Origin of the sequence: Hymenobacter wooponensis (genome assembly GCF_004745865.1) — a bacterium.
Lineage (GTDB): Bacteria > Bacteroidota > Bacteroidia > Cytophagales > Hymenobacteraceae > Hymenobacter > Hymenobacter wooponensis.
The window spans coordinates 94,420-118,575 of sequence record NZ_SRKZ01000008.1 but is presented as its reverse complement, the minus strand read 5'-3'; the positions used below and the strand labels follow the sequence as shown (position 1 = coordinate 118,575).

The window sequence follows — 24,156 nt, the reverse complement described above, 5'->3', positions numbered from 1 at the left end:
CAATAAGCTTTACAGAAAAAGGCCATAAGCGCTTTAAAACAAGTACAGTAAACTGGTACAGGTTGTAAAGTTCAGATGGCATACCTTCTCGTTGAAATACCTGTACTTGAACCATGTAGACTGGCTACGCCTGCGTCTCTACCCAAGATCGGAAGTTAATGCTGCAGCTGGGTTGACTCTCGAAGCTAGCTGCTGCCAGCAGTGTTGCTCTAGCTACTCCACGAGGAAACGGGTGGTGCTCTGCCCTACCCGAAGGAAGTACACGCCAGGTGCGGTTCCAGGGGGGAGATAAACCTGCTCGGAGGGATTCCTACCCAGCGTATGAGTTAACACATGGCGGCCCCGGGCATCCTGCACCGTAAGCTGCTCACCGGCCGCGCCTCCACGGACCTGAAAGCTCGTGCGCGTAGGGCTGGGCCAAAGAACTAAAGAAGGGGACGATTTCGGCGTTGCGGTGGCCAACACAGTGGTGTTGGGAATTTGCGCTAGAAAGCTGGCATAGGCATTGGGCTCCGTTTCCAGATGTAGGGGGCCAAAATCGGCCGTTTGCTCAAAGTAACCAGCCACGTACACCCGCCCTCGGGGGTCAACCGCAATGCCTGCCCCGTGATCACTGAAGACGCCCCCTGCGTTCCGCAACCAAAGACATTCCCCGGATGTGGAGGCCATTTTCGCCACAAACACATCATACTCGCCCAGTTGCGGCACGCCTTCCAGTCCAAAGGTACAATAAGGGCTGCCCGTTACCCCCGTGACATAGGCATTGCCCTGCTTATCGGCGGCTATGGCAATACCCTGATCAGGTCCGCTCCCCCCACCCCGTTGCGCCCACACCCATTGGCCCTGGGCATCCAACTTGGCGACAACCACTTCGGCTAGGCCGACTTTGTAGAGAGTCGTGGCGCCAAAGGTGGCGGAGGCACTAAAGAATCCCCCCGTGATATAGGAGTTCCCCTGCCCATCCGCCGCAATAGCAGTTCCCCAGTCTTGGTTGCTGCCGCCGCCAGCCGTAGCCCATCGAAACTGGCCGGTGGTATCGAGACAGGCGACCAAGATGTTCTGCAAGCCCCCATTAGGCACCCGAATCGAGCCGAACTCGGCCGTAGGACTGTCGAAGTAGCCCACCAGATGCAGCCGGTCCTGTGCATCAATGGCTACGCCTGAGGCTCTGTCGTCCCCCGTCCCCCCGGCACGCACACCCCATTGCCAGCGGCCCCAAGCGTCCAGCTTCGCGACAAAGAGGTCCTCGTCCGATGGCTGTTGACTTGCGTTTTCCAGCGTGGACGGCCCGAAGGTGGTGCGGAAGCCTTCAAAATAGCCCGTGATGTAGGCATTGCCGCGACTATCCAAGGCCAATCCTTTTATGGTATGCGACCCATTTCCTCCGGCCCGCACGGCCCACTGCCACTCCCCCTCAGCACTCAGCTTGGCCACAAAGGCATTCGCGCCGCTCACATTGGGCAGCTCATAGGACCCGAAGGTCGCGACCCAGTTATAATACGCCCCAGTTACATATACGTTCCCCTGCTGATCCACGGCGATACTCTGCCCGGCATCCGAATCCCGGCCGCCTGCCTGTACTGCCCAGAGAAACTGGCCCGCAGCCGTGCGCTTGGCGACAAAGACGTTCCCGGCAAAAGTATTCTCATTACGCAGGACAGTGGAGCCAAACGTGATGGTGCCGTAAAAGCTGCCCGTTACATACGTGTTGCCAGCCGGATCCACAGCTAACGCGGTTGCGAAGGCCGAGCTGGTAGGCGGCCCACTCGCGCGGGTAGTGGGACTAACTTGGCCATACATTGTCGCCTGATCAAAGGTCACATACTGTCCGTGGGCTGGAAAGGCTAAGTTAATCAGCAGGATAAGTACGCCAAAACAAGAGCAGATAGCTCTCCCTGAATACAGCATAGTACACGAAGTCATGTGTGGAAATGGGTGTGGCCTCCCAGCATTCAGGCTCAATCAGCTGGCCCATGCCACAAGGGCTCCCAAAGGCTGTTTACAGGCACGTAGTCAGTCATTTATCGGACATCTAAGCGACCCCGTGAGTTCGGCAACAGCCACAACTCGTAGCTGAGCGCCGCGTCTTATGGCTCGACGGTATAAGGCAAGTTGAACTTGCCATTTTCAACTTTCACGATCGGATCATTCCCCTTGCATAAATCACCACTAAACGAACCACTTATGGTGTGAGCAGCCTTATCAACCGATTCAATTTTTAGCTTGAACGTTTGATTGTTGACCCCGCAGTAATTGGTTTCGAAGCGATAGCCCGCAGTTCCCTCGACAAAAAAGTAAGTAGCCTGTGCCCGCAGCTGTGAATGATCGGTATAGAACTCGCCCGGCGTCTCAACGGAGGCATTAGGTTCTGTGTTTACGGCACTGATGGTAAATTCTTCCGCTGTGGTACTTGAAGGAGTAAATAGGGAGAGAGTGCCATGATTGCCATTACTCGGCTTGTATACTTTTAGCGTAGTGCGCGTTAGGTCGACAGGAAATGATTTTCCCTTTACCGTCAGCTGAAGCGTGTTGAGGGGAAGTGACTTGGATGGGGTGTTCTCGTCTTTCGCGCACCCGTTTAAAAGCCCAGTTGTTAGACAGATTACGAGGGTAATATTTTTGGTCATCAAGAATGTAAGTAATGAAGCAATAAGTTGATCTTTTCCAATGTATATACTTAGCGGCTATGCCAAATATACTGCCAAATACCGTTAAGCACTACCTTTATGCAACTTCAGCACTTTAGGCTATTTGTAATTATAGAAAGAGTTAGCGGTAGTTACTGCCAGGCCGATTTTGGCTACTGCTCAAACCTAATTCTGTCAATGTGACTATCCAAAAAGGGAACGGTTTCTGGACGCTTTCAGCACCTGCCTTAATAGCCCCGAAACCGATGCTTTTCGAAGCCGTTTTTTGTGACCCTTTTTGGACAAGGTGGGGCCATCATTTGCAAGCGTTTACTTGAGTGGTATCCGTTACCCTATAGTAGAGCTGGCGATCCTTCTTGTAATAGATGCCTCGTAGTTTGATATAGGCGCTGTCACACTCCCCCGTAATTGCCACGCTAAACGTGGCAGAATCACCCTCGGCTATTACTTCCTGGCTCAGATGCAGGGTCTGTCCTGTAGAGGAGCCAATGAACCGCATGAGCTTATCATTTTCTTCCAGTCCCTCACTAAGCTTATTCATGAAAGGAGGCATGGAAAGGATCTTGCCAAAACCATAGGCGAGGCCAATCGCAAGCAGTCCAACGACCACATAAGCAATACGTCTATCAAGTCGTTTAAGCGATTTCCATAAAGACATAAGTAGGGGCTTAATGACTTTCAACGCTACTATACAAAAGGAAGCATATTGAATCGTAGTTGCAGGTCAGAAAGGTGTGCCTTGCCAGCCCCCCCCAATTGGTGGCTGTTATGCCAGGGGAAACGGGACCAGAATGTGGAACCACTTACGCCTCCTGCTGGCCTCACCTTGTTGGACTGTTCGGCCCGCTCATTAATGCTGCCCTTAGTTCTTCGCTCGGTATTCTTCTCTAATCCAGCGAATAGCTCGCGGCACTACTTCGGCGGGCTTGAGCAGCTCGTCGGGGGCTATGGAGTGGCCATACCGGACCAGGCGGCGGTCGGCCAACACGGCGGTTGTCAGCAAGAGAACAGACCCATCGGACAAGTAAAAGCGGCTTCTGCTGGTAGCTACCCCGCACGTGGCTGCCCCAAAGCTGCGGGTATGCTTTCGGGCTTTGAAGGCGATGGCAACGGCCTCGCCCGAACTGGCCGTTAGCGTATCGGTTAGCACGGCCACCACCGGGTTAGCCGACTTCAGCGTATAATACGGGGCAGTTTCTGCCTGTATGTCGCCGTCCAGCAAGGCCTTGCCTTTTTCGTATCGCCACGCGGTTTTGGTGTTATTCGCGTCAATACAATAGCCGAGCGTGTCTTTTCCCAACACCGGCCCTACCCCCACCAGCATCGGCCACATATTTCCGCCTATATTTCCTCTCAAATCCACAATCCAGCCTTTTAGCTCTGGCTTGTCCCGTTCCTGGATGTGGGCGTGCACGCGGGTCATATACTCGGCCAGCTGTTGCTGACTGCCGACCACCCACGGAATTCGGATGTAACCGATGTCGCTAGGAACCGGCTCGTCGGGGTAGAGTGGGGGCTGCTTGGCAGGGGGCAGTTTGGACTCCTGCACCAGGCGGGCGGGTGCAAACGTACTATGCTTATCGCCTAGGGCAACGATAGCAGATATAACCGCAGGATAGGCCTGCTCAATGGTGTTGGCGTCACGTGCTTCTGCTAGCAGATTCTGCTGGAAAACTACCCAGTTTATAGCCGCCCGATGAACGAAATTGGCTTGCAGTATACAGACGACTTCTTCCACATAGTTCCGCACCGCCGGGGAGGGGAGCCTGGATTCTGCCCTACAAGAAGTAACGACGAAGAATAAAAGGCCGAAGCAGCGTAGTCGTTTCATACCTCCAAGGTAAGACTTGCCTACAACACAGGTAGCCGCCCAGGGAGCACCCGGTCATGGAGCATCTGCCCCAGCCCAGGGCAACCGCCCGGCTCATTGGTAGCACGCGCAGGGGTGGCGGTCCGCCCCCTGCTGGCCTATCAAGAGCGCTACTAGTACCAGCCGAGGATACGTGGGGACCCCGTGAAGAGGCGCAGGGGGGAAAACGCCGCGGCCGCGGGGCCCGTACTACCCCGAAACTCCCATATACCTCCTTCCCATGCCTGCCCTCCTTGGCACCCTGCGCACTGGCACCAGCGGCATCGTCGTGCCGGGCCCGAAGGCCACCTTTCCACCGGCCTATCAGGCGACGAACCGCCTCACCTACTATGCCACCCTGTTTAACTCGGTGGAGATTAACAGCACCTTCTACCGCATCCCCCAGCCCAAAACGTTTGCGGCCTGGGCCGCGGAAACCGGCCCCGAGTTTGCCTTTACCCTCAAGCTGTGGCGCGATATTACGCACCCCAAGGCGCTGGCTGAGGACCTCTCCGGCCTGGTCCGCTTTCTCGAGGCCGCCCGGGCGTTGGGCCCCAAAAAGGGCTGCCTGCTCCTGCAGTTCCCGCCCAGCACCACCATTCGGCAGCTCAAGGCGGTCAGGGCCCTCTTGACTGCGCTGGCCGCGGCAGACCCCGCCCACGAGTGGCGCCAAGCGGTAGAGTTTCGTCACGCCAGCTGGTATGCCGAGGAGACGTTTGATTTGCTGGACCAGCACGGCGCCAGCCTGGTGCGGCACGACAAAGGTCCCGGCCGAAACGCCCGGCTCAACGAGGGGGCAGAGTTTGTGTATATGCGCTTCCACGGCCCGCAGGGAAACTACCGAGAGTCCTACGAGCGCGACTTTCTGCACGACCAGGCCGAGCAGATCCACGACTACCTGCAAGAGGGGAAAGACGTGTATGCCTACTTCAACAATACCATGGGCGCCGCGTATGCCAATGCCCAAGACCTGCAGCGGCTGGTAGCGGAGCGGGCCTGAGCCGTACGACGCGCGGCCGGGGGCAGGCGGACGCTGGTTTCCAGGGTCAGGTCGGGTTTACTCATGGTGCGGGCCTGTCTGGCTAAACCCTCGTTTTACTAAACATAGGCCAGGACCTCACAGTATTCGGTTAAGGGTAATGGGGCCTGAGAAGCGAAAGAATACCCGAGCGCGGCCACGAGCAATGGTAGAAATAAGAGGCAGGCGGTGAAGAGCGCACCGTAACGATAGTCTTCGTACAGCGCCGGGCCAGATGCGCACGCCGGTACCCGCCAGTACTAGGGCGAGTACCAACCCCAGAGGCCTCCTCCCAGACGTGCGCCAGTTGTGGAGTAGAAAGTAAAAAGAAGCTCCGTACAGCACGACCACGGGTAGTGCTTGCAGTAGCCCTAACGCAACGTAATGGGAGAGCCTTCGTCGAGCAGCAGCAGGGCGTACCGTGTGTTTGTAGCTGTCTTGTCCAACACTACTGCGCTGCCTAAGGCGAGGGGTCAGTTGCCCGGAGCTTGTGCGACCGACTCAGTAACCCATCTTATTGCTGTATTCTACATACGGTTGCGTTACGCATTTCTGGGCTTCGCAAACGCTCTTTGTAGTACTACCCGTAGGAGCCATAGCAGGAAGCTAGGGATACTAGACAGGAGGAGGACCCAGAAATCAGCAAAATTCTCGCGAACAATAGGTCCCATAAACTGTCGTTCGACCTGTCCTGTCACTACCCACATTAGCTCAATGACTACCTCAAAACCCGTTCTTTTCACCCAATAAAAAGGAAATGCAAGGGTAGCAGGGTTGCCTAGTGAGGTACAGATAGGGTAAGCAAAAAGGACAGGAGCCAGATCCTGATCTGCCAGCGTGACCAAACGCGTAATCGGCCTGTCGCGAGATGGAGAGCACCTACACCCCCCAGGAGCGCCAAAATAACAAGTGCAAGCCAGCCTAGAACGAACATACGGGCGTTGTAAAGGGGGATGATGACTCTACTTGTCAGGCAGGCGCGCAAGTTAAGGCAAGTTGAGCTTGCGGTTTAACTTCAGCAGGACGGACAACCACCGTTTTGTCCTCGTGGTGCTTTCAGCCCCCACTGACCTCGCCCACGGATGGTGGTAGTGTGGCGTAGCCGACCTGGTGCTGGATTGGGACGCCGGCCGGCCGGTTTATCAGCCGCGGCGGAGCGCACGACGATCGTGGCCGCCCCGCTTTACCAGGAACAGCAGATGGGGGCCGTGAAACTGCCCCGCGCCGGCCGCTCTTGCCGGGGACGCTCAACCAGGAGCTGCGCTACCCTGGCTTGGTCAGGCTGAATTACCGCGAAGCTGCTTGCTACCACTACTACCTCCGGGTGTGATGCCAAGGAATGAGAAGCAGGCCCCGGGCGAGTCCGGCGGGGTGATGCGTACCTCTCCAACTTAGTACCGATAATGCTCAATTGTCGGTACTAAGTTTGACTCAAAAAACCGGCTTTTTGGCCGGATTTCCAAGGTCGCATTTTGCCGTCCTGTTTTGCCCAGTTAAAGCGGACTTGCTGGGCTAGAGCCCGAGCTCCTTGGCCGAGTTGTGCTGGCGCACATTGTCAAGTCGGGTGTAGCGCCGGATCATCGCGCTCGTCTTGTGCTTGGTCTGGTTCATGACCTTCGAGTCGTCGGCGCCGTTGAGCTTGGACACCGTGACGAACGAAGCCCTGAGCGAGTGCGCCGTGTACTGCGGACCCAGGTACTGCTGCACGATCAGGTTGGTGTACTTGGTCGTCATGCGCCGGGTCGTCACCTGGTTGTTGCGGCGCATCGACACGAACACCGGGCCTTCCGTGCGGCCGAGCATGCGCAGCCAGGCCTGCAGCGACCGGATCGGACATAACGCCGAGTCCGGCGAGTAGAAAATGGCTTTCTCTTCGGCTTGCCCCAGCTGGTTGGTTTTGCTGTGCGGCAGCGTCACCACCAGGCCCTCGTCGTCAAACGCCAGGTCTTCGATGTTGAGCGCTTCGAGCTCCGAGCGGCGGAATGCGCCGGTGAAGCCGAGCAGCAGCAACGCCCGGTTGCGCAGCCCGGCCGGCACCGTGACATCAATGCTCTTGATGGTGCGCTTAAACGAATCGAGGGAAAACGCCGGCGCCTGCTTTTGGCGGGTTTTGATTTCGCGGGCAATGCCGCGCAGCAGCACCTTTAGTTTCTTGTCGGCCGTAGGCGACTCCACGCCGGCCAGCTCATGGGCCTTGGCAATGGCGGCGCCGTGCCGCTCGATGGTCGCGTACTTCTTGCCCGCGTCCGCGAGCTCGGTCAGAAATCCGACCAACGCTTCCACCGATGCCGGCAGCGCGGCCATGTCGTGCAAGGTGCACCACGTGGTGAAGCGCTTCCAATCCCCGGCGTAGGCGCGCACCGTGTTGGGCGCGCCGCGCAGGCCGGCCTCGACGTAGCGGTGGGTGGATTTGAGCAAGTGCGCCGGCACCTGGGCGGCCGCTGGCGAGGTGACGACGGGGAGCTGACTTTCGGTAGCCATATATATAAGGAGTAGCGCGCCGAAAAAACGGGGTGAAACCCCAAGTTACGCTAAGGACCGATAAGAGAACCTTATCAGTCCTTATAATTTTACTCGGGGTTGATGGTCGTATTCCCAGGCCAGGCTGGTTGGATCACCTACGTAAAGAACCCCCGCTTTTCTTTTACATAGGGTGCGATCCTTGGTCAAGGAAAAGCAAGTTTCTTTATAAAGGTAGGTTGGCTTTCTTCCTGGTTGCTGCCTAGCCCGCGAGCCAACCACCTAGCCAGCTGCCGCGCTTTCGCCTCCGCCAGCGCGCTGGACGGTTTTAAGGGTTGCTACCCAACGCCGAGGGCTTCGTGAAATCTAGTTACGAGTAGACCTTACCTCGGACCGCGGGAGCAGTGAGTCGGCGGCCCGCTGTCTTGCCGGTAAGCGTGGACGGCCTGCGCCCGCCCACGCTTACCGGCAAGACAGCGGGCGCAGTAGCCCTTCCCCTTGGGCCCACCGCTGCTGGCAACCGGAAGAACTCCGGCGAGGCGGCCGCTAAAGCCTTATCCGCGCTAGCCGCACTGCGGCGCAGTTGCTTCCCGGCGGGACGGGCGGGGCCAGCCTGCCGCCGGGGGCCACCTCGGGGGATTGCCTGCCGCCCATTTTAGGAGGCTACTTGTTTTTGTTAAGCGGCCGCCACCGGCTCCGGGTAGGCGGGCTTGGCCAGTAGCGGAGATAGGCCTCAGCCAGCGCCCTTACTCCTCCCCTACCCCTGTGGTCGTAGTTCGCCCGGCCCTGGTAGGTTAACCAGCAAGTGCTCCTCGATAGCCGAGCTTCCTCTCCCCTACCGAGAGCCAGTACTCTCCCTCCGGCTCTCCGTCGACTTGACTAACCCGGTGGTCTACCGGGGAGGCCGTTATGATCTGCCACTCTTCGGGTAGCTGTCACTCTTGGTGGGCGCCTGCGCTACGGGACGGCGGCGGGGCTGCTCCTTACATAGACTACCGGGCCAGTCACTGAAGAAGGCTACCCGGGCCGAGGATAAAGCTGAGGCAGCGATTCCACTGGTCATGTTCGCCGGCTAGTCCCCCGTACAGGCTGCACTCGTCAACGGGCGAGCCGCGGCTTAGCCTGCTTCTCGGCCGCCGCGGGCGAAAACAATCCGGGTTGCGGCAAGCCGGGTCGGGTCCTGCGAACTAGGTATCCGTTCCCTGGAAACGCCCACGCAACCCGCGGAGCCGATGCACCCCTTCCGTGGCGATCAACTTCGCCCTGATGCGTGCGGGCGTCCCGGTGAACTCGCGGTCCCATACCATTAACCAGCTACAACTGTACCCCCAGCCGAAGGCGGGCCTGCTCTCCCCTGCTCGGTTCAGCTGAATTGTCCGGTCGGTTAAATCTATTCATATACAGGGCTAATCACCTTCTTTCACCGCATTACTAATTGCTACTACTTATGCACATACAATGTATGTATGATATGTTGAGTATGTGAAAAGTGAATGCGCGTATGGTGTGTATGTAAGATATGCGTGCGTTTTGTGTAGATGAGATAGGTTTAACACCTATGGTATGTACAGTATGTAAGATATGTACACTATGCATAGTATATAAAACATATATTCCGTGCACTGTATGTACAACATACTTCAAACGCCCTGCTTTTCTTACATCCTCGACATACTTCCGTACCAAATAAGCGTTATGCTTGTATGCACTTAGTACATGCACTGTAGGCCTTACGTGTATTACATTCGTTATATGTCATACATACACTAAGTGTATAGTATGTATTGTGTGTAAAAGGTGTAGTGCGTGTCTTGTATTTAACATATATCCTAATTGCCTAGTGTGTATTAAATACAATGCGTAATATTGAACCAACCAACGGCAGTGTTCGACATGAAGACAATATGTTTTGCCAACCATAAAGGCGGGGTGGGAAAGACCACTTCCACCCTGAGCGTGGCCCAAGTACTAGCCAGTCGTGGGCAGCGCGTGCTCCTGATCGACAGCGATTCGCAAACCAACCTGACAATGTCATTTGACCGTAAGGGCAACCGGCACTTAGGAGAATTGCTGGAAAGTGACGGCAAGATTCCCCTCACCGACTTGATAGAGCCGGTAGGGGAGGGGATGCACCTGCTGGCCGCATCCCCCCGGTTGCAGCTAGTGGAGAAGCTAATGGCGGGCAGCTCCGGTCTCGAGTTCATCCTACGGGAGGGATTAGAGACGGTCGAGGACCAGTTCGACTACTGCCTCATTGATACCCCTCCCTCCCTGGGAGGCATTACCTACTCGGCCCTGATTGCGGCGGATGCCGTATTCATTCCCATGCAGCCGGAATACTTCGGCTATAACGGACTGACCTCCTTGCTGCAGGCCTGCGTCCGGGTGCGCAAGCACTACAATCAGAAACTCAAGGTGGGCGGCATCTTCTTTACCAAGTATTCCCCCAGCTACCGCTCCTCCATGCATCATCAGTATGTTCACCTCCTGCAGGAGGACGAACAGCTGGCCCCCTTGGTCATGAACGTGAGCATCCGCCAGAACAATAAGCTGGGCGAAGCGCAAGCCATGCAGGAACCCATTCTGACGTATGCTCCCGACAGTAATGGCGCCCTGGATTACACTTCTCTCACCGACGAACTGCTGGCCCGGCTATGAACACCCCCCCCAAACGCAACTTCACGGCCAAGACGGCCCGCCCAACGATTGATACGTCCGCGCTCTACGGCATGGACGAAGTAGCAGTTCCCAGCCCTCCCCCCGCGGAGCCAGCTGCCGAACCGGCCCCCCCGGCCGCGGCGGAAGACGCGGGCCTGGAATGGGTACAATTCAGTACGTACCTGCGCCGCAACACCTACTTGCGGCTTAAACAAGCGGAGTACTGGGAGCCCGGCTTTGTGGTCCGGCAACAAATCGAGCAAGTCGTCAGTGAGCTCCTGGATAAGCTCGAAAATGCCAATCGGAGTCTACCCGACGAGCACTTGCGTAAACTCTTAGAGAAGAATAAAAAGCTCCGGTCTTAAAAGTATAAAAAAGCACAAAAAGCGCCAATTTTTAAGCGTAAATGGACTTTTTTATACTTTTAAACCTGCTTCATCTGCTATAAAAAGGCCGTTTCTCCGAAGCACAACTAGTCATTTTTTAATTATTACTCTTAGAAGAGTAATACGGGCGCCCTACTGCTTGACTAATAGGTGATAACGGGGCGCATCTGCTAGAAAAAAGACGTTGCTGGGCGCGGTGGAATGGGCCGAAGACTTGGCGCAGATTGGCGTAAGCCAGCGTAGCACAACCACCCTTGCCCATCAACTGGCAAGCGGCGAGTACGACGTGGGCTACATCGCGTGCGGATTGAAGAGGCTCAGTTCCAGAAAGGCAAGATCAAGAAACCGGCCGGAGCCATCTACAAGGCACTCGTCGAGAAGTATCTGTTGGAGGACTATACCGTGGCCAGCAAGCCTCGGTCCGGGATCAAGAAAGAGGCAGCGAAAACGACGGAAAGAAAGCTGGAAGTGGCCTTCCGCATAAGCGAGGTCCGGGAAATGTACGCCAATCCCGGACCCTACGCGCAGCGCCAGTAATGCGCCGACTCATTTGAACAACACTTGCCCCGTGTGTACCTGCAGGACGGATTTACCGTGGAGCAGCGGGAAGGGGAGGAGTGGCTCGTGAAGCAGAACTAAACAATAGAATTGAAGACGCCACTCCCACGCTGCCCCTGCCGCACACGGGGAAAGATGCCCTACGGCATCGCTATTTTGGGTCATTACGACGGCCAATGTTAAAGCCAACAATTTCCTTTAGCCCCAGAAACACCAAGTAGGTCAGCCTGGCTATGATGCGCGCAAATACTAAAGGGTCGAAAGTGGCAAACATGGAAGCTTAGTTGTACTCTTGGTGCTCGTCGTAGCGAGGGTAGGCCCCGTTTAAGAAGAGGCCGCCCAAAGCGACAAGGAGAGTTATGTTCACCGCAAAGCAGCCCCAACTCGGGCCATACGGGCTGCAGCGAAAGACAGTCGTGGCCACGAGGATCAAGAACTTGCGCCTAGCAGTAAGCGGATGAAGCGTACACCAAAAGAGATTGGGCAGCCACGAGTAGCCTTCCTGGTCGTAGCTAATAGACGAATTACTAACCCATTGGTACTGAACTAGGCACAAAGAAGGGTATAGCGGGTTGCTATACCCTTCTTTGTGTCCGCCGGGAAAGGCCGCCTCCCGCTTTAATTTGCGGGCTTTGCGGATGTCCTCGTTCGTCACGTGACCATTAAGTGCCGGCCGCCCCCGCGCTCGAACATCTCCACCAGGTTCTTGTCGTCGGGGATGGGGAACTTGCGCAGCACGTACAGTTGGTCCAGGCCCCCGGGCCGGGGATGGTGCCCAGGCAGCAGGGTTCTGAGCAGCCATAGGGTCAGGGAGTTAAAGACCTGGTTTCTCTTGGTGGGTACGGCGTCCTTAACCGAAGCCGGCGCTTCGGCGGCACAGATGATCTGCGCCATTTTTCACAGCAGACCGCTAATGCCCAGGCGCATAAACTCCTTGGCTGGCGGGAACATCGTCGAGCGCATGGCTTCTTTCTTGTAGTGTTCACTGTACTCCAGCCGGCTCGTTAAAAAGGAAATGCTCTGCTGGGCGAACAGCTCCTCGGAGCGCCCAGCAGAACTCCTGCCTCTCGCTCTTGATGTGATTGTTCCAGAAGGGGTAGTACTGCTTGAGCCGGCTGCCGGGCTGACCGCGGGCGAAGGCCGCCAAGGCGGCGGCAAAGGGCAGATTGGCCTCGACGCTGAGCCCATCGGCTTCGAGGGGCATGAACACGTAATCCAGCTGCCGCCACAGTGCCACTAGGCCCGGGACGTTGATCGTGCCGGGGGTGTCAACGAAGACCAGGTCGAATTGCCCGTCCATTTCCTGCGCTAGGCCCAGGCCTTCCGGTACCTCGCCCCCCACCATCGGGTACGACTGCCGGCCCAGGGCCTGAAAATCCGCGGCTTTAGCGGGTCGGCCCGGAGCTGCGCTAATTCTTTCTGGCGCAGCCCCTGCAGCGGATAATCGCAGTCAATCACGGCTACTTTCTGCTAACCCAGGAAGTGAAAGCACGAGGTCGCCAGAATGTTGAGGGTCGTTTTGCCCACAGCCCCTTTCTGGGAGGAGATCGAGATGAACCGGGGCGGGCTCATACTGGACAGGATCTTAGGAAACAAGAAGGGACGCGGCAACCGGCAGCACTCAGCAAAAAAATCGTTTCACTCTATCACTGATTGCAGATTTAAAAGGGCAGCTGCATAAAGCAACATGAATTTGTACAAAAATTAGAGAAACAAGTTGCCCCTATTTTTCACTTATTAAATTTATAAATAGTCTAATACTTAGTTGCTTAGTACGACAGTAACTTGACTACCTATTCCGGCAAATCATTATCAGGGCGAATATTTACCTATTAGCTTAAGTAATTATCAAACTATCAGATTATATATTTATCAAACTATCAGACTACATATTTATCAAGCTATCAGACTTTGGCGGGGCAGAGCGAGCAGTGGGAATCCGGTCCAGTGGCAGTTGCCGACCTCTGGTTGATCTTGATTTAAAATAGTGTTTTTACAAGATTTGTTACCTCATGAAATTAGCCTTGCCAGCGGAGTAAAAGTGATTCAGCAAGCCATGACTTTGTAGCCACAAACCCTTCGGGTAGGGGCCCGCAAAGTCAACCGGGAAATTGACGCCAGCTTTTCCTCTCGTCTCGTCAGACGTACCCTAAGCCGAAGCAGAAATGGAAGTAAACGCACTACCCGGGCGAGCTCCTGAGGAGAGCGATAACAGCCAAAAGGACCAGCACATCAACGTGCGCATCTCCGCTAGGGACAAGAAACTGGTGGAGGAAAAGGCGGCGGAAGCGGGGTTAAGGACTGGGGAGTACATGCGCCGGGCGGCCCTGGGCCGCAAGATTACGGGCAAGATTCCCCCGATTTTCGGCGGCAGCTGGCCACCACCGGCAGCAATTTGAACCAGCTTACGCGCCTGGCCACTGCGGGCCAGCTGCCGGGGCCAGAGTCGAGCTGCTCAATGAACTCCTCACTCGCTTACTCGAAACGCTCTGATGATTGCCAAAACGGTTACCGGCCATGACTTCAGCGGTGCCCTGGAGTATGGGGCGGGCCTGCGTTCCGACCGCACCAACAAGCAGGCGGAGCTACTGAGTGTAGCCAATCTAGGGAGCCAGGAGGTGGCGGGGATGGCGGCTGAAATGCGGGCCGTGGCCGAGCTGAGCAGCCGCATTCAGTTGCCGGTGTGGCACACCGTTTTGTCGTGGGCTCCGGGCGAGGTGGTCAGCCGGACCCAAAAGGTCGCGGCAGCTCGGGGCCCACGACTACTGGTTTGCTGGAGTAAACCTAACCCAGTACCATGGGCGCGCGAGGCGGCAGCGGTGAGCCAGCGGTGTTAGGGCCGCCCCCCTAAGGGCGGTACGGCACCAACATCCGCGCGCCCGGGCGAGCGTGGCGCTGGGCAGCGAAGAGGAGGGTTACGGGAGTATACCAGCTAACACAACGTAACTCCCGGCAATATCGGCCCCAAAGACTTCTGCCAGGGTTGCAGCCCTGGGTGAATATACTTTATATCTTTTTTACTATTTATATTAGCTATTGAATTATGTATTTTGGATTCACTGACCTTGCGTAAATAACCGGCCCTAAGTACTCAAAAAGGCGATTTTTAGCGTAGCAAAGCTTGATCGAATCAAGAAAACAGGGGTAAGGGCGAGTTAAACTCTGAACAACCTACTAACAATTTTAGTATAATTGCGGTGCTCTCTACCTTCCCCGCACCTGATGACAACTATCGAACTGATCGAGGTTGGCGACCCGACCACCACCTTGTGGCTGCCCTTATTCGCGACGCTGGTGCCCGCCGGCTTCCCGTCTCCCGCCTCCGACGAGCTGGAAGAGCTCTTTGACCTCAACCGCATCCTGTTCCGCCACCCCGAGGCCACCTACCTGATTCGCGTCGCCGGGGAGAGCATGAAGAACGCCGAGATCCACGCCGGCGACCTGCTGGCCGTGGATAAGCATCTCGAAGCCGACCACAACCATATCGTCGTCGCCGTGCTGGAAGGGGAGTGTACCGTCAAGCGCCTCGTGCGCCGCGGCGCCAGCTGGTGGCTGCAGGCCGAGAACCCGGCCTACCCTGACTATGAAATCACCGATACGGAGAGCCTGCGCATCTGGGGCGTGGTCACCCACGTCGTCCACGAGCTGATCCCCGGTAAGCTCACCGCCCTGTTGCGTAGCCGCGACTAGGCCACCACTATTCTTTCACTTCTAAGGCCCCAAGTGATGTTTGGTTTGGTGGACGGAAACAACTTTTATGTGAGCTGCGAGCGGGTGTTTCAGCCCCGGCTCGAGGGCCGCCCCGTTGTGGTGCTGAGCAACAACGACGGCAACGTGGTGAGCCGCTCCGCCGAGGCCAAGCAGCTGGGCATTGCCATGGGCGCGCCCTACTTCGAGGTGCGCGCGCTGCTGCGCCGCCACCAAGGCCACGCCCTGAGCTCCAACTACGCCCTCTACGGCGACATGAGCCGCCGCGTCATGGCCCGCCTCGCCGATCAGGTGCCCGCCGTGGAGGTGTACAGCATTGACGAGGCCTTCCTCGACCTGCACGGCCTCACCACCTTTTGTGGTACCCTTGATGCCCGCGCCCACCGGATGCGCCGCGACGTGCTGGCCTGCACCGGCATTCCCACCTGCGTCGGCATGGCCCCCACCAAGACCCTGGCCAAAGTCGCCAACCGCCTCGCCAAGCAGTACCCCGAGCTGCAGGGGATTCTCCGCCTCGATACAGAGAGCCGCCGCGAGCGGGCCCTGCGCGCCCTGCCCGTCGCGGAGGTGTGGGGCATCGGCCGCCAGTATGCCCAGCTGCTCGCCGCCCACGGGATCCGCACGGCCTGGGAGCTGGCCGGCGTGTCCGAGGCCTGGGCCCGCAAGCATCTCGGCGGGGTAGTGGGGTGGCGCCTGGTGCAGGAGCTGCGCGGCCAGCCCTGCCAGGGCCTGCTGCCGAGTGAAGAGGGCACCCTGGCCCGCCAAAGCATCCGCTGCTCCCGCTCCTTCGGCCAGCGCCTGACCGCCATCGAGGACCTGTGGGGTGCCGTGACAACGTACCTGAGCCGGGCCGCCGAAAAGCTCCGCGCGCAGGGCGACCAGGCCCACATCCTGACCGTGTTCCTCAGCCAGGACCGCTATGATCCGCGCCTGCCGCCGCCCCACACGCGCTCCACCACGCTCACCCTGCCCAGCGGCCCCACCAGCCATACCCTGCAGCTGCTGGCCTATGCCCGCCGCCTGCTCGAAAAGCTCTACGAGCCGGGCCGGGTCTACGTGAAGGCCGGCGTGGTGCTCGACGGCCTGGAGCCGCCCGGCCGCGGCCAGCAGCTGAGCCTGTTTGCTCCCGCCGCGGAAGCCGCCATCCCCGCCGCGGGCCGCGCCCGGCAGCTCATGCGCACCCTCGATGACTTAAACCGCCAATTCGGCCGGGGCACCGTGCGGCCCGCCGCGGCAATTACGACCGGCCGTCAGCCGGCTCCCTGGCAAGGCCAAGCCCACCACCGCAGCCAGGCCTACACCACCCGTTTTGATGATATACTGCTTGTCTTCTAACCTCACCCTCTGCTTGTATGGCGACCCGCAAAAGATCCCCGCAAACCCTCGTTCTTGATTCTACCCAGCTAGAGGAAGCCGATACCCTAACCACCCTCGACTATCACGATGAGGTGCAGGCTTCCCTGTGCCCTAGCTGCGGCGAACTGCTGGCCTGGCACGAAGTGGCCTGCAGTATCCCTGCCACTGCTTCCCCGCAGGCATTAGCAACCGAGCCGCCGGCGGAGGCCGAGCAAGGCCTGGCCTCCGCCGGCTTTGCCTACGCCCTGGGCCAGCTCGTGCAGCCCGCCCCCGGTGCTCCCGTCCGGCCCATCATCTGGCGCGGACAGCTCAAAGCGCGTCACCCGCGCACCCGCCTGGTGCAACGCCTGAACGTGTACCGTCTCGATAACGGCTACTGGGACTGCTACTACGAAGCCGAGTTACGGGCGGCATAGCCCTAGGTGCCCATTCCGGAGTTGGCGGGGCGGGACGAGTACGAGGCCGTGGTTGGCTTTGGCAGCTGCACAGCCACTAAGCAGCAGGACCAGGAGTGGAAGGCTCACGGGGAGTTGCTGGTGGGAAAGGCGGGCTAGTTAGGTAAAAAGCAGGACCGGCGGTTGGGCAGCTGGGGCGGCAAATCGCGGGATCCGCCGACTCAAAAGCCGTTTCATGGCAGCAGGGTAAGGGGACTATCGTACTTCCAGGGTTCTTCCCCTCTGCAGGGCCTGATCAGCTTCTCCCCCGGATCCCGTCGCGGAGGGTGTGGTGCCGCGCCGCCAGCGAGGAATGCGGACGAGCCCATCCCATCCGGTGACCGGTGGCCTAGCCGGCGTTAGGGGCTTCCGTTTCGCTACTGGCCATCGTAGGAGGGGAGGAAATAAGGCTCGACTACCTAGTCTTCGTTCGGACTGCCCACCTTTTTTCAAGCGACGCGCAAATTCTGCTGTTCGCCCCTGTTTTACTTGCCTGCCCCTCCGGTTTATCCAACCTTGCGGTTAGTTACCGAAAGCTTGAGTTGCCGCTACGCTCCGATGTCCCATCCTCTCCGCCACCACATCGAAGAAATCACGCCCCTTTCGGAGGCGGAGTTCGACTACGTCCTTTCCCATTTTACCCGGAAAAAGGTTCGCAAACACCAATTTTTAGTGGAGGAGGGGGAGCCGGTTCCCCATGAGTTTTTCGTCGTCAAGGGCTGTTTGAAGGCCTTCAACGTCGACCCGGAAGGGAAAGAGCACATCATCCAGTTTGCCCTGGAAGACTGGTGGATCAGCGACTACCAGGCGTTCTTCCGGGAGGTGCCGGCCACCATGCTCATCAGCAGCCTGGAGGAAGGCGAGTTGCTGACCATCTCGCTGGCTAACCGCAACAAGCTATGCGCGGAAATGCATAAGATAGAGCACTTCTTCCGCCTGAAAATCACGTCGGGCTTCATCGCCATGCAGCAGCGCATTCTGGCCGGCATGAACCTCAGCGTGCAAGAGCGGTATGAAAAGCTGCTCACCCTCTATCCTAACCTCTCGCAGCGCGTGCCCAAACAGGATATAGCGGCGTACTTGGGCGTCACGCGCGAAACGCTTAGCCGCCTCAGGCGAGTTTAACGCCTCCCTAAAACCGGGAGTTTACTACTTCGGCAAGGGGAGTAACCTCCACTACTTCCCGGGAGCTGAGCAGCGGCACGATGGTGCCAAGCACCAGCCGCTGGAAGTACTCCGTTTCGCGGTGTGCCAGGGCCGCGGCGGGGCTGGCGTACGCTTCGTAGAGATACACCAGGCCGGGCTGCGTGGCACTCGCGTGGGGCTGGTAGTAGAGGCAGCCGGGCTCGGTGCGGCTGCGGGCTACCAGGTGGGTGAGGGCGTGGCGAACCACTTCCTCCTGGCCCGGCTGAATCTGCCACTTGACCATATAAAACACCTTTTGCTCTTCCATATACTTCAGGGGGGGTGCTGCTTATGAACGAAAAACTATACTTGCTGCCGTAGCCGGGCGCTACTGCTGCCGCCCGTAGCCGCTAGCAGTACCTGTCGCGGGCTGCGTTTCCAGCAGCGCAATCATATCGCGGGCGACGGCCGTAGCCGAGGCCGGATTTTGGCCGGTTACCAACAAGCCATCGACCACGCTCAGGGGCTGCCAGGGGCTTACCTCGACAAAGCTGGCGCCTTGCTCCCGCAGGGCTGCTTCCAGCAGAAACGGTACGTCAGCAACGGCGTAGCCCTGTTCTTCCTCGTCGGTAAAGGCGGAGATTTGCTTGCCCTCGACCAAGTATTTTCCGTTGGAGAGTTTGGCCCCGAGCAGCGCCACCGGCCCGTGGCAAACGGCGCCCAGCACCTGCCCGCGCTCAACTACTGCTGCTACCGTTTTTTTCACCAGGGGGTCCTGCGCCAGGTCCACCATCGGCCCGAGTCCGCCCGGAATGAAGACGGCATCGTAGAGGCTCGCGTCCACTTCGCTCAGCCGGCGGCTGTTGTTGAGGCGCGCAAAGCCTTTGCTGGCGCGAAACTCCCGCTGAAGCGGGTCGTTGGCGTCGTACCCATCGGCGGCAGGCCTGCCGCCCTGGAGCGTGGCAAAATCCACGGTGTAGCCCTGCTGCGTAAATTCGTGGTGGGGGTGGGCCACCTCGGGAAAGAAGTAACCGGTTTTGCGGTGGTTAGGACTGATTTCAGCGGCGCTGGTGACGATAAAAAGCACGTATTTCATCTGAAAATGGGGTTGAAATGAAGGAAGGAGATAGTGGCTTGTGGCTGGGTCCGCCGCGCCTCGGCCGGTTGCTTTCCTGGGGAGAAAAAGGAGCCGTCCGTACCGCTGCTCGACAAGTCAAAGGTGGGGGCTCGGGGCAGGAAATTCGAAGGAGCTAGATCACAAAATGCGTGTGATAAATGTCACAAGGCCCGCGGCCGGCCTACTGTAGGCGGTGAGCGGCTCCCGCTGCTGGGCGGGCGGCCAAAGCTGGCGAGTGAAAAGCGGGCGGGCTGGTACCGAAGAGTTTCTCGCTGCCACATGGCTAACCCGGCCCGGTTTTGGTCCTCCGCCGGCGCCCCGGGGGGAGGTTTTGGAGTAAGATCAATCCGGAAGGCTTGCAACGGTTCAGCTACTCATAATAGAAAGGTAACCCGGGAGCCGAGGACCTGGCGGCGGGTGGCGGTAGCTTTGCGGCTCTTCCGCGCCCTCCGCACGCTTAGGACCCTGCCCGTGTTCCGTTCCCCTTGTTCTCCGGGTGAAGTACCAGCTTACAAACGTTATCTGGCCTTTCCTCCCGCTGCTCGTCCCCTCATTATGGCAGCCATTCAGCGTCAACTCAACTTAGATGAGAGGTGCTCGCCTATTCCCGCTACGGAATGGCAGCACCTGGTGCAGTTGGCCGATCCGCTCATTCACGTTAGCAGCCGATCCGCTCCCGACTACCAGCTGGTGGCCGGGCAGCAGCTACTGCTTCAGTTGCTGGAGCACTACTTAGATATTTGCTAGCCTTTCCGCTGGCCGGCCCCCATGAAGGCCCCCTGCCACCCTGCTCTCCCCCTAGCCGCGGCTCCCCGCCCCTGGCCCCCGGCTAGGCCACGGCTCCCCTCCCAGCACTGGCTTAGCCTGCGCACGAGGTGGGCTCGCAGTGGAGCCCCTGCGCGGGATGTCGCGGCCAGCTGCTAATCCGCTCCGGGGCGGGCCGCCTTCCGCGATCCAACTTGTTGCCCTTGCACTGACTGTACTTCCTTCTCAGAAAACCTCACCTATTCTAGGCGTTGGCCGGCAGGGCCTGCGCCGGAACATCTCTTCCCTCCGTGAAACCACACAAACAAGCCCTCGTCCAAGAACTGTCCCAGCAATTGGCCCCGCAACTCAGCCGGGTAACGCTGCCGGGTGGAAAGCCCCCGAAAGGCGTGCTGAAAGCACTCTATCTCCTCGCTGAGCAGCTGGACCGGGCGCAAGCAAAGCAGGAAAAGCGGGCCGCTAATGCGCTCAAGCCGAAGCAGATCAAGCAAAAGCTGTCGGATGAGCTGACCCTGGTACTTACCACGCATTTCTCGGACCAGGAACTGGCGGCAAAGGAAAGCCAGCTCCTGGCGGAAACGGCGGATGAGTTGGCGGAAAAGCTTACCAACGTGCGCACGAAGCAAGCTCGGAAACGGAAAGCGTCCGCGCGCGAGCAGAATCCGGCCGAGGTAGATTCCGCCGCCCCCCGCCCCCGACGGCGCTCCTCCCCTCCTGAGCCAGTGCTCCCGAGGCTGGACGGGCCGCCGGCAGAGAGGGGTACCCAGCAGCAGCAGCGGAAAGCTCCGGCCGAACTGGCCGCTGTTCGAGCGGCCAGTTCGGCTCCAGTTTTACGGCGCCCATTCTGCCGCTGTCGCCCGAACGCTGAGGCCTCAGTGCGTACCTTGCCGGCAGGCGGAGAGGGGATAGCTCAAAGATGTCGGGCAAGGAGCCGGTTGCGAATCCCGTGGTCGCGCCCTTCCGCCTCCCGAGCGGGTGCCGCGGCGTGACCTCCACCGCCACCCCGGGCAGCCCTCCCTCGACCCGGTTGGTTGTTTCAACTCGGGCTAAGGGCGCGCTTGGCACCCCTGGTCAGCAACTGCCGCCTCCTGGAATACGGGGCCCTGCGGAAAGTAGACCAGAAAGGTGGACCCTTGATCAAGCTGACTGTGCACCTCAATTCGGCCGCCGATATTCTCGACCATGCGCTTGATCATGTAGAGGCCGACGCCCGAGCCCTCCACGTGGGTGTGCAGGCGCTGGAACATGGCAAACAGCTTCTCTTTCCCCTGCGACAAATCCAGCCCCAGGCCATTGTCCTGCACGGACAGGACCTGATACGGCCCCTGGTCCTGGTAGCTAAGCCGGACCCGGGGCACCCGGTCGGGGTGGCGGTATTTGAGCGCGTTGCTCAGCAGGTTGTACACTACGGAGCGCAGGTTTTTCTCCGAAAAAGTCAGCGTCACGTGTTCCGGCACCGCCACGGCGACCTGCGCCCCAGTCTGCGCCAGTAACGGTGCCAGATCCGACTGCACCTCGGCCACCACGCGGGTTAGGCTCACGGGCGTGACCGGCTGGTCGAACTCTTTCTGCAAGCGGGAGATGTCGGTCAGGTGCCCAATGGTGCGGCCAAAGCGCGCCGTGGACTCTTGCATCAGGTGCAGAATGGTCGACACACTGCCCACGTATGCCTGCGCCGGCAACTCGTGTTGCAGGGCCTGCAGCAGCCCTTCAATGTTGGCAATGGGCGCTTTCAAATCGTGCGAGGCCGTGTAGATAAAGTTGTCCAGGTCAGTGTTCATGCGCTGCAGCTGCCGGTTAAAATCGTGCAACTGGTGCTGCGCTTGCTTGAATTCGGTGATATCTACCACAAACTCCACGCATTCCCGGTCGCTCAGGCGCTTGCCGGCGAACAACCCCCACCAGCGCGAGCCATCCGGCCGGACGTACTGCTTTTCGTAGGGCGTGTTTTTGCCGTGGGTGAGCAACTCGCGCTGGGAAGCACGGGTGACGGCCATAAACTCCGGGGGCGTCACCTCATCCCAGCGCACCTTCCCGCTGACAAACTCCTCGTGGGAGTAGCCGCTCAGGCGCTGAAACGCCTCATTGGCGTCGTGGATGCGGCCTTCCAAATCGAAGAAGAGCACGCCCACGGTTTCAATGGACAGAGCCTGCTGCAGCCGCTCCTGGGAGTGCCGCAGGGCTTGCTCCGTGCGTTTGCGCTCGGTGATGTCGCGGAAGAATACCGACAGCCCACCCTGCGGCCCGGGGTAAATGTTAACGTCAATCCAGGTGCCCAACAGCGGCGATACGGTTTCGTACTGCCGGGGGCGGCCTTCTTGCTGCACCTGGTAGTGATACTTGTACGATTCGCTGCCCACGGCCGAGGGAAACTCCGTCCAATAATGCCGCCCCAGCAGGGCGGCGGGGCTGCGGCCCCAAAGCCGGGCAGCCCGTTGGTTGACGTAGGTGAAGCGAAACTCGGCATCCAAGGCATAAAAGGCATCGGTGGTGCTCTCCAGGATGTCGATGGTGCGGGCGTGAGCGGCCAGTAGCTCCTGCTCGGCCCATTTGCGGTCCGTGACATCAATGCAAGCGGCAAAGCCCCGGTTGGGGTGGCCCGGCGCACACTGCAGGGAGGTCACGCTGGCCAGGGTCCACACCGGTGAGCCATCGGGGCGCACGTAGCGCTTGTCGACCGTAAACGGCTCGCCCGTGGCGTAGAGGTGCCGCAGCAAGGGCAGGTCGCGCGCGGCATCGTCCGGATGCGTGATGTCGCGGACCAGCTTTCCCAGCAGCTCGGCGCGGGAGTAGCCCGTGATGGTGCAAAAACGGTCGTTGACGTAAGTAAAGCGCTCCTCTTCCGTTTCGGCGATGCCCACGGCGGCCTGGGTTACCAGGGCGCGAAATCGCTCTTCGGAGTGCCGCAGGGCGGCTTCCGCCTGCTTGCGCGTGGTGATGTCCGTGGTGGTGCTCACGACCCCATCGCCCAGGCGCACGACCGACTGCTCAAACCACCCGTTGTACTGTTCGTGGCGGTATTCCTGCTCGTAGGCCTGCGGCTGGCCGCTTTCCACCACCTGCACGAAACGCGCAAAGATACCGGCTTCTACTACGCCCGGGTTAAGGGCTAATAGCCGTTGCCCTACCGGGTCCGTGTTGTACTGAGCCGCCGCCTGCTTGTTGACCAGGGTCCAGCGGAAGTCTACGATCCGGCCGGCGGCATCGCGCACGGCCTCAAAGGCTTGGATGATTGCCAGCGAACTATCAATGGTGGCGCGCACCAAGTGGTTTGCTTCCGTCTGGGCCGCTCGCTCCCGGCGCTGGCTTTCGCCCAGTTGGGCGTGGGCGCGCTGCTGGTCGGTGACGTTGACTACGCTGTGCAGGAGGTGGCGCACCCGCCCCTCGGCGTCGACAATAGGCGTGTTAGCGGGCAGCCAGTAGCGCTCCGTGAACTGGCCCGGCTGCTCGGGGTTGGGTACATCGTAGTGCTGCAAGGCCATCTGGTGGGGCTGCTTGGTGGCCAAGACTTGCTCCAGGGAAGCCCGCAGGTTATGCACGGCGTGGGCCTCCAGGGCTTGCGGATTATCGGGAAACACCTCGAAGAGGTAGCGCCCGAGGAGCTGGTGGCGCTCCGTCAGGGTTTCGGCTAGGTACGTATTGCTAACCTCCTCAATAATAAAGTCGGGGGACAGCAGGAGGTAGGCCCCCGGTAAAGCGTGGAAAACCGCGGTCAGCGTCAGACTGTCGAGCGGGGCAGCAAGCGTCATACGAGCAGCGAAAAGACAAAGCAGGGTAACTGACATCGTGCCGACAGCCAGCCAGCACTAAGAGTCCATACCATTAAGGCCGGGCGAAAAGTTTCAGCTGCTGAGAGCAATCAGCAGTTGCTTGCTCACCCGGCCCCGGCGCGGGTACGGCTACTCGTCCGGTCGGCCAGGGTGGGGGCGTCCTTCCCATCCCGGTCAGCGCGGGCAGCAACAAGACCAGTCGCCGGTTCTTAGGCAGGCCTAGAAGCCTAAATACCCCTAAGCAGCGTAGCTTCACTTAGGCGCTGCCAAGTCCGTTAATGCTCCAGCCAGTATTTCTGGTCGA

General features: G+C 59.0%; 23 protein-coding genes. 13 read left to right on the top strand and 10 right to left on the bottom strand.

Translation table 11 applies throughout. From position 1 onward, the window contains the following. Positions 1 to 213 precede the first annotated feature (213 nt). The 4 genes from EU557_RS22925 to EU557_RS22910 form a co-directional block, all read right to left on the bottom strand. Entirely contained in the window at positions 214 to 1,800 is a 1,587-nt protein-coding gene (locus EU557_RS22925; RefSeq protein ID WP_167855318.1) for an SBBP repeat-containing protein, read from the bottom strand. Between the two features lie 287 nt (positions 1,801 to 2,087). Then, a complete protein-coding gene (locus tag EU557_RS22920; RefSeq protein ID WP_135532818.1) occupies positions 2,088 to 2,627 on the bottom strand; it encodes a hypothetical protein in 540 nt (179 codons plus the stop codon). 316 nt (positions 2,628 to 2,943) lie between these two features. After that, entirely contained in the window at positions 2,944 to 3,306 is a 363-nt protein-coding gene (locus EU557_RS22915; protein WP_135532817.1) for a hypothetical protein, read from the bottom strand. Positions 3,307 to 3,510: 204 nt separating this feature from the next. Beyond that, positions 3,511 to 4,479: a S41 family peptidase gene (locus EU557_RS22910; RefSeq protein WP_135532816.1), complete on the bottom strand. Its 969-nt coding sequence runs from the start codon at positions 4,477 to 4,479 to the stop codon at positions 3,511 to 3,513. A 259-nt stretch (positions 4,480 to 4,738) separates the two neighbouring features. On the opposite strand from EU557_RS22910, the gene EU557_RS22905 reads away from it, so the two are divergent. Then, the gene (locus tag EU557_RS22905) at positions 4,739 to 5,497 is read left to right on the top strand and encodes a DUF72 domain-containing protein (RefSeq protein ID WP_135532815.1); all 759 of its coding nucleotides are present in this window, start codon (positions 4,739 to 4,741) and stop codon (positions 5,495 to 5,497) included. A gap of 1,530 nt (positions 5,498 to 7,027) precedes the next feature. On the opposite strand, the gene EU557_RS22900 is transcribed toward EU557_RS22905, so the two are convergent. After that, positions 7,028 to 7,996 carry a tyrosine-type recombinase/integrase gene (locus EU557_RS22900; protein ID WP_135532814.1) on the bottom strand — a complete coding sequence of 323 codons (969 nt, stop codon included), beginning with the start codon at positions 7,994 to 7,996 and terminating at the stop codon, positions 7,028 to 7,030. 1,872 nt (positions 7,997 to 9,868) lie between these two features. Between EU557_RS22900 and EU557_RS22895 the strand changes: the two genes are divergently transcribed. The 3 genes from EU557_RS22895 to EU557_RS22885 all read left to right on the top strand — a co-directional run bounded on the left by EU557_RS22895 (position 9,869) and on the right by EU557_RS22885 (position 11,556). Beyond that, positions 9,869 to 10,633, top strand: coding sequence for a ParA family protein (locus EU557_RS22895; protein WP_135532813.1), 765 nt, complete (start codon positions 9,869 to 9,871; stop codon positions 10,631 to 10,633). Continuing rightward, positions 10,630 to 10,998 (top strand): hypothetical protein, encoded by a 369-nt coding sequence (locus EU557_RS22890; RefSeq protein ID WP_135532812.1) that lies wholly within the window; start codon positions 10,630 to 10,632, stop codon positions 10,996 to 10,998. Before EU557_RS22895 ends, EU557_RS22890 begins: the two co-directional genes overlap by 4 nt. A gap of 321 nt (positions 10,999 to 11,319) precedes the next feature. Next, positions 11,320 to 11,556 carry a hypothetical protein gene (locus tag EU557_RS22885; RefSeq protein WP_135532811.1) on the top strand — a complete coding sequence of 79 codons (237 nt, stop codon included), beginning with the start codon at positions 11,320 to 11,322 and terminating at the stop codon, positions 11,554 to 11,556. Between the two features lie 672 nt (positions 11,557 to 12,228). Here the strand turns inward: EU557_RS22885 and EU557_RS22880 are convergent. Together EU557_RS22880 and EU557_RS22875 are read right to left on the bottom strand one after the other, a co-directional pair. Then, complete coding sequence (locus EU557_RS22880) at positions 12,229 to 12,471, bottom strand: hypothetical protein (protein WP_135532810.1); 243 nt, start codon at positions 12,469 to 12,471, stop codon at positions 12,229 to 12,231. A gap of 88 nt (positions 12,472 to 12,559) precedes the next feature. After that, the gene (locus EU557_RS22875; RefSeq protein ID WP_135532809.1) at positions 12,560 to 12,922 is read right to left on the bottom strand and encodes a ParA family protein; all 363 of its coding nucleotides are present in this window, start codon (positions 12,920 to 12,922) and stop codon (positions 12,560 to 12,562) included. An 820-nt stretch (positions 12,923 to 13,742) separates the two neighbouring features. Here EU557_RS22875 and EU557_RS22870 point away from each other — a divergent pair. The 7 genes from EU557_RS22870 to EU557_RS22845 all read left to right on the top strand — a co-directional run bounded on the left by EU557_RS22870 (position 13,743) and on the right by EU557_RS22845 (position 18,200). Then, positions 13,743 to 13,976: a plasmid mobilization protein gene (locus tag EU557_RS22870; protein ID WP_135532808.1), complete on the top strand. Its 234-nt coding sequence runs from the start codon at positions 13,743 to 13,745 to the stop codon at positions 13,974 to 13,976. A gap of 93 nt (positions 13,977 to 14,069) precedes the next feature. Next, complete coding sequence (locus EU557_RS22865; protein WP_135532807.1) at positions 14,070 to 14,414, top strand: relaxase/mobilization nuclease domain-containing protein; 345 nt, start codon at positions 14,070 to 14,072, stop codon at positions 14,412 to 14,414. Between the two features lie 385 nt (positions 14,415 to 14,799). Next, entirely contained in the window at positions 14,800 to 15,267 is a 468-nt protein-coding gene (locus EU557_RS22860) for a LexA family protein (protein WP_135532806.1), read from the top strand. 36 nt (positions 15,268 to 15,303) lie between these two features. Next, on the top strand, positions 15,304 to 16,620 hold the full coding sequence (locus EU557_RS22855; protein WP_135532805.1) for a Y-family DNA polymerase: 1,317 nt from the start codon (positions 15,304 to 15,306) through the stop codon (positions 16,618 to 16,620). A gap of 17 nt (positions 16,621 to 16,637) precedes the next feature. After that, positions 16,638 to 17,057 carry a hypothetical protein gene (locus tag EU557_RS22850; protein WP_135532804.1) on the top strand — a complete coding sequence of 140 codons (420 nt, stop codon included), beginning with the start codon at positions 16,638 to 16,640 and terminating at the stop codon, positions 17,055 to 17,057. Positions 17,058 to 17,063: 6 nt separating this feature from the next. Beyond that, positions 17,064 to 17,195 carry a hypothetical protein gene (locus EU557_RS25985; protein WP_281062611.1) on the top strand — a complete coding sequence of 44 codons (132 nt, stop codon included), beginning with the start codon at positions 17,064 to 17,066 and terminating at the stop codon, positions 17,193 to 17,195. A gap of 438 nt (positions 17,196 to 17,633) precedes the next feature. Further along, on the top strand, positions 17,634 to 18,200 hold the full coding sequence (locus EU557_RS22845; RefSeq protein ID WP_135532803.1) for a Crp/Fnr family transcriptional regulator: 567 nt from the start codon (positions 17,634 to 17,636) through the stop codon (positions 18,198 to 18,200). Between the two features lie 7 nt (positions 18,201 to 18,207). On the opposite strand, the gene EU557_RS22840 is transcribed toward EU557_RS22845, so the two are convergent. Then, positions 18,208 to 18,528 (bottom strand): putative quinol monooxygenase, encoded by a 321-nt coding sequence (locus EU557_RS22840; protein ID WP_135532802.1) that lies wholly within the window; start codon positions 18,526 to 18,528, stop codon positions 18,208 to 18,210. 60 nt (positions 18,529 to 18,588) lie between these two features. After that, entirely contained in the window at positions 18,589 to 19,296 is a 708-nt protein-coding gene (locus EU557_RS22835; RefSeq protein WP_135532801.1) for a type 1 glutamine amidotransferase domain-containing protein, read from the bottom strand. A gap of 576 nt (positions 19,297 to 19,872) precedes the next feature. On the opposite strand from EU557_RS22835, the gene EU557_RS22830 reads away from it, so the two are divergent. Further along, complete coding sequence (locus EU557_RS22830) at positions 19,873 to 20,064, top strand: hypothetical protein (RefSeq protein WP_135532800.1); 192 nt, start codon at positions 19,873 to 19,875, stop codon at positions 20,062 to 20,064. Positions 20,065 to 20,372: 308 nt separating this feature from the next. Next, positions 20,373 to 21,071, top strand: a complete 699-nt coding sequence (locus EU557_RS22825) for a hypothetical protein (protein WP_135532799.1) — start codon at positions 20,373 to 20,375, stop codon at positions 21,069 to 21,071. Between the two features lie 57 nt (positions 21,072 to 21,128). On the opposite strand, the gene EU557_RS22820 is transcribed toward EU557_RS22825, so the two are convergent. Further along, complete coding sequence (locus EU557_RS22820; RefSeq protein WP_167855317.1) at positions 21,129 to 23,831, bottom strand: PAS domain S-box protein; 2,703 nt, start codon at positions 23,829 to 23,831, stop codon at positions 21,129 to 21,131. Positions 23,832 to 24,156: the final 325 nt, after the last annotated feature.

Excerpts from the sequence above, each read along its gene's own strand:
- EU557_RS22925 (WP_167855318.1), bottom strand. The coding sequence starts at position 1,800 with ATGTATGGCCAAGTTAGTCCCACTACCCGCGCGAGTGGGCCGCCTACC.
- EU557_RS22920 (WP_135532818.1), bottom strand. The coding sequence starts at position 2,627 with ATGACCAAAAATATTACCCTCGTAATCTGTCTAACAACTGGGCTTTTA.
- EU557_RS22915 (WP_135532817.1), bottom strand. The coding sequence starts at position 3,306 with ATGTCTTTATGGAAATCGCTTAAACGACTTGATAGACGTATTGCTTAT.
- EU557_RS22910 (WP_135532816.1), bottom strand. The coding sequence starts at position 4,479 with ATGAAACGACTACGCTGCTTCGGCCTTTTATTCTTCGTCGTTACTTCT.
- EU557_RS22905 (WP_135532815.1), top strand. The coding sequence starts at position 4,739 with ATGCCTGCCCTCCTTGGCACCCTGCGCACTGGCACCAGCGGCATCGTC.
- EU557_RS22900 (WP_135532814.1), bottom strand. The coding sequence starts at position 7,996 with ATGGCTACCGAAAGTCAGCTCCCCGTCGTCACCTCGCCAGCGGCCGCC.
- EU557_RS22895 (WP_135532813.1), top strand. The coding sequence starts at position 9,869 with ATGAAGACAATATGTTTTGCCAACCATAAAGGCGGGGTGGGAAAGACC.
- EU557_RS22890 (WP_135532812.1), top strand. The coding sequence starts at position 10,630 with ATGAACACCCCCCCCAAACGCAACTTCACGGCCAAGACGGCCCGCCCA.
- EU557_RS22880 (WP_135532810.1), bottom strand. The coding sequence starts at position 12,471 with ATGGCGCAGATCATCTGTGCCGCCGAAGCGCCGGCTTCGGTTAAGGAC.
- EU557_RS22875 (WP_135532809.1), bottom strand. The coding sequence starts at position 12,922 with ATGGTGGGGGGCGAGGTACCGGAAGGCCTGGGCCTAGCGCAGGAAATG.
- EU557_RS22870 (WP_135532808.1), top strand. The coding sequence starts at position 13,743 with ATGGAAGTAAACGCACTACCCGGGCGAGCTCCTGAGGAGAGCGATAAC.
- EU557_RS22865 (WP_135532807.1), top strand. The coding sequence starts at position 14,070 with ATGATTGCCAAAACGGTTACCGGCCATGACTTCAGCGGTGCCCTGGAG.
- EU557_RS22860 (WP_135532806.1), top strand. The coding sequence starts at position 14,800 with ATGACAACTATCGAACTGATCGAGGTTGGCGACCCGACCACCACCTTG.
- EU557_RS22855 (WP_135532805.1), top strand. The coding sequence starts at position 15,304 with ATGTTTGGTTTGGTGGACGGAAACAACTTTTATGTGAGCTGCGAGCGG.
- EU557_RS22850 (WP_135532804.1), top strand. The coding sequence starts at position 16,638 with ATGGCGACCCGCAAAAGATCCCCGCAAACCCTCGTTCTTGATTCTACC.
- EU557_RS22845 (WP_135532803.1), top strand. The coding sequence starts at position 17,634 with ATGTCCCATCCTCTCCGCCACCACATCGAAGAAATCACGCCCCTTTCG.
- EU557_RS22840 (WP_135532802.1), bottom strand. The coding sequence starts at position 18,528 with ATGGAAGAGCAAAAGGTGTTTTATATGGTCAAGTGGCAGATTCAGCCG.
- EU557_RS22835 (WP_135532801.1), bottom strand. The coding sequence starts at position 19,296 with ATGAAATACGTGCTTTTTATCGTCACCAGCGCCGCTGAAATCAGTCCT.
- EU557_RS22830 (WP_135532800.1), top strand. The coding sequence starts at position 19,873 with ATGGCAGCCATTCAGCGTCAACTCAACTTAGATGAGAGGTGCTCGCCT.
- EU557_RS22820 (WP_167855317.1), bottom strand. The coding sequence starts at position 23,831 with ATGACGCTTGCTGCCCCGCTCGACAGTCTGACGCTGACCGCGGTTTTC.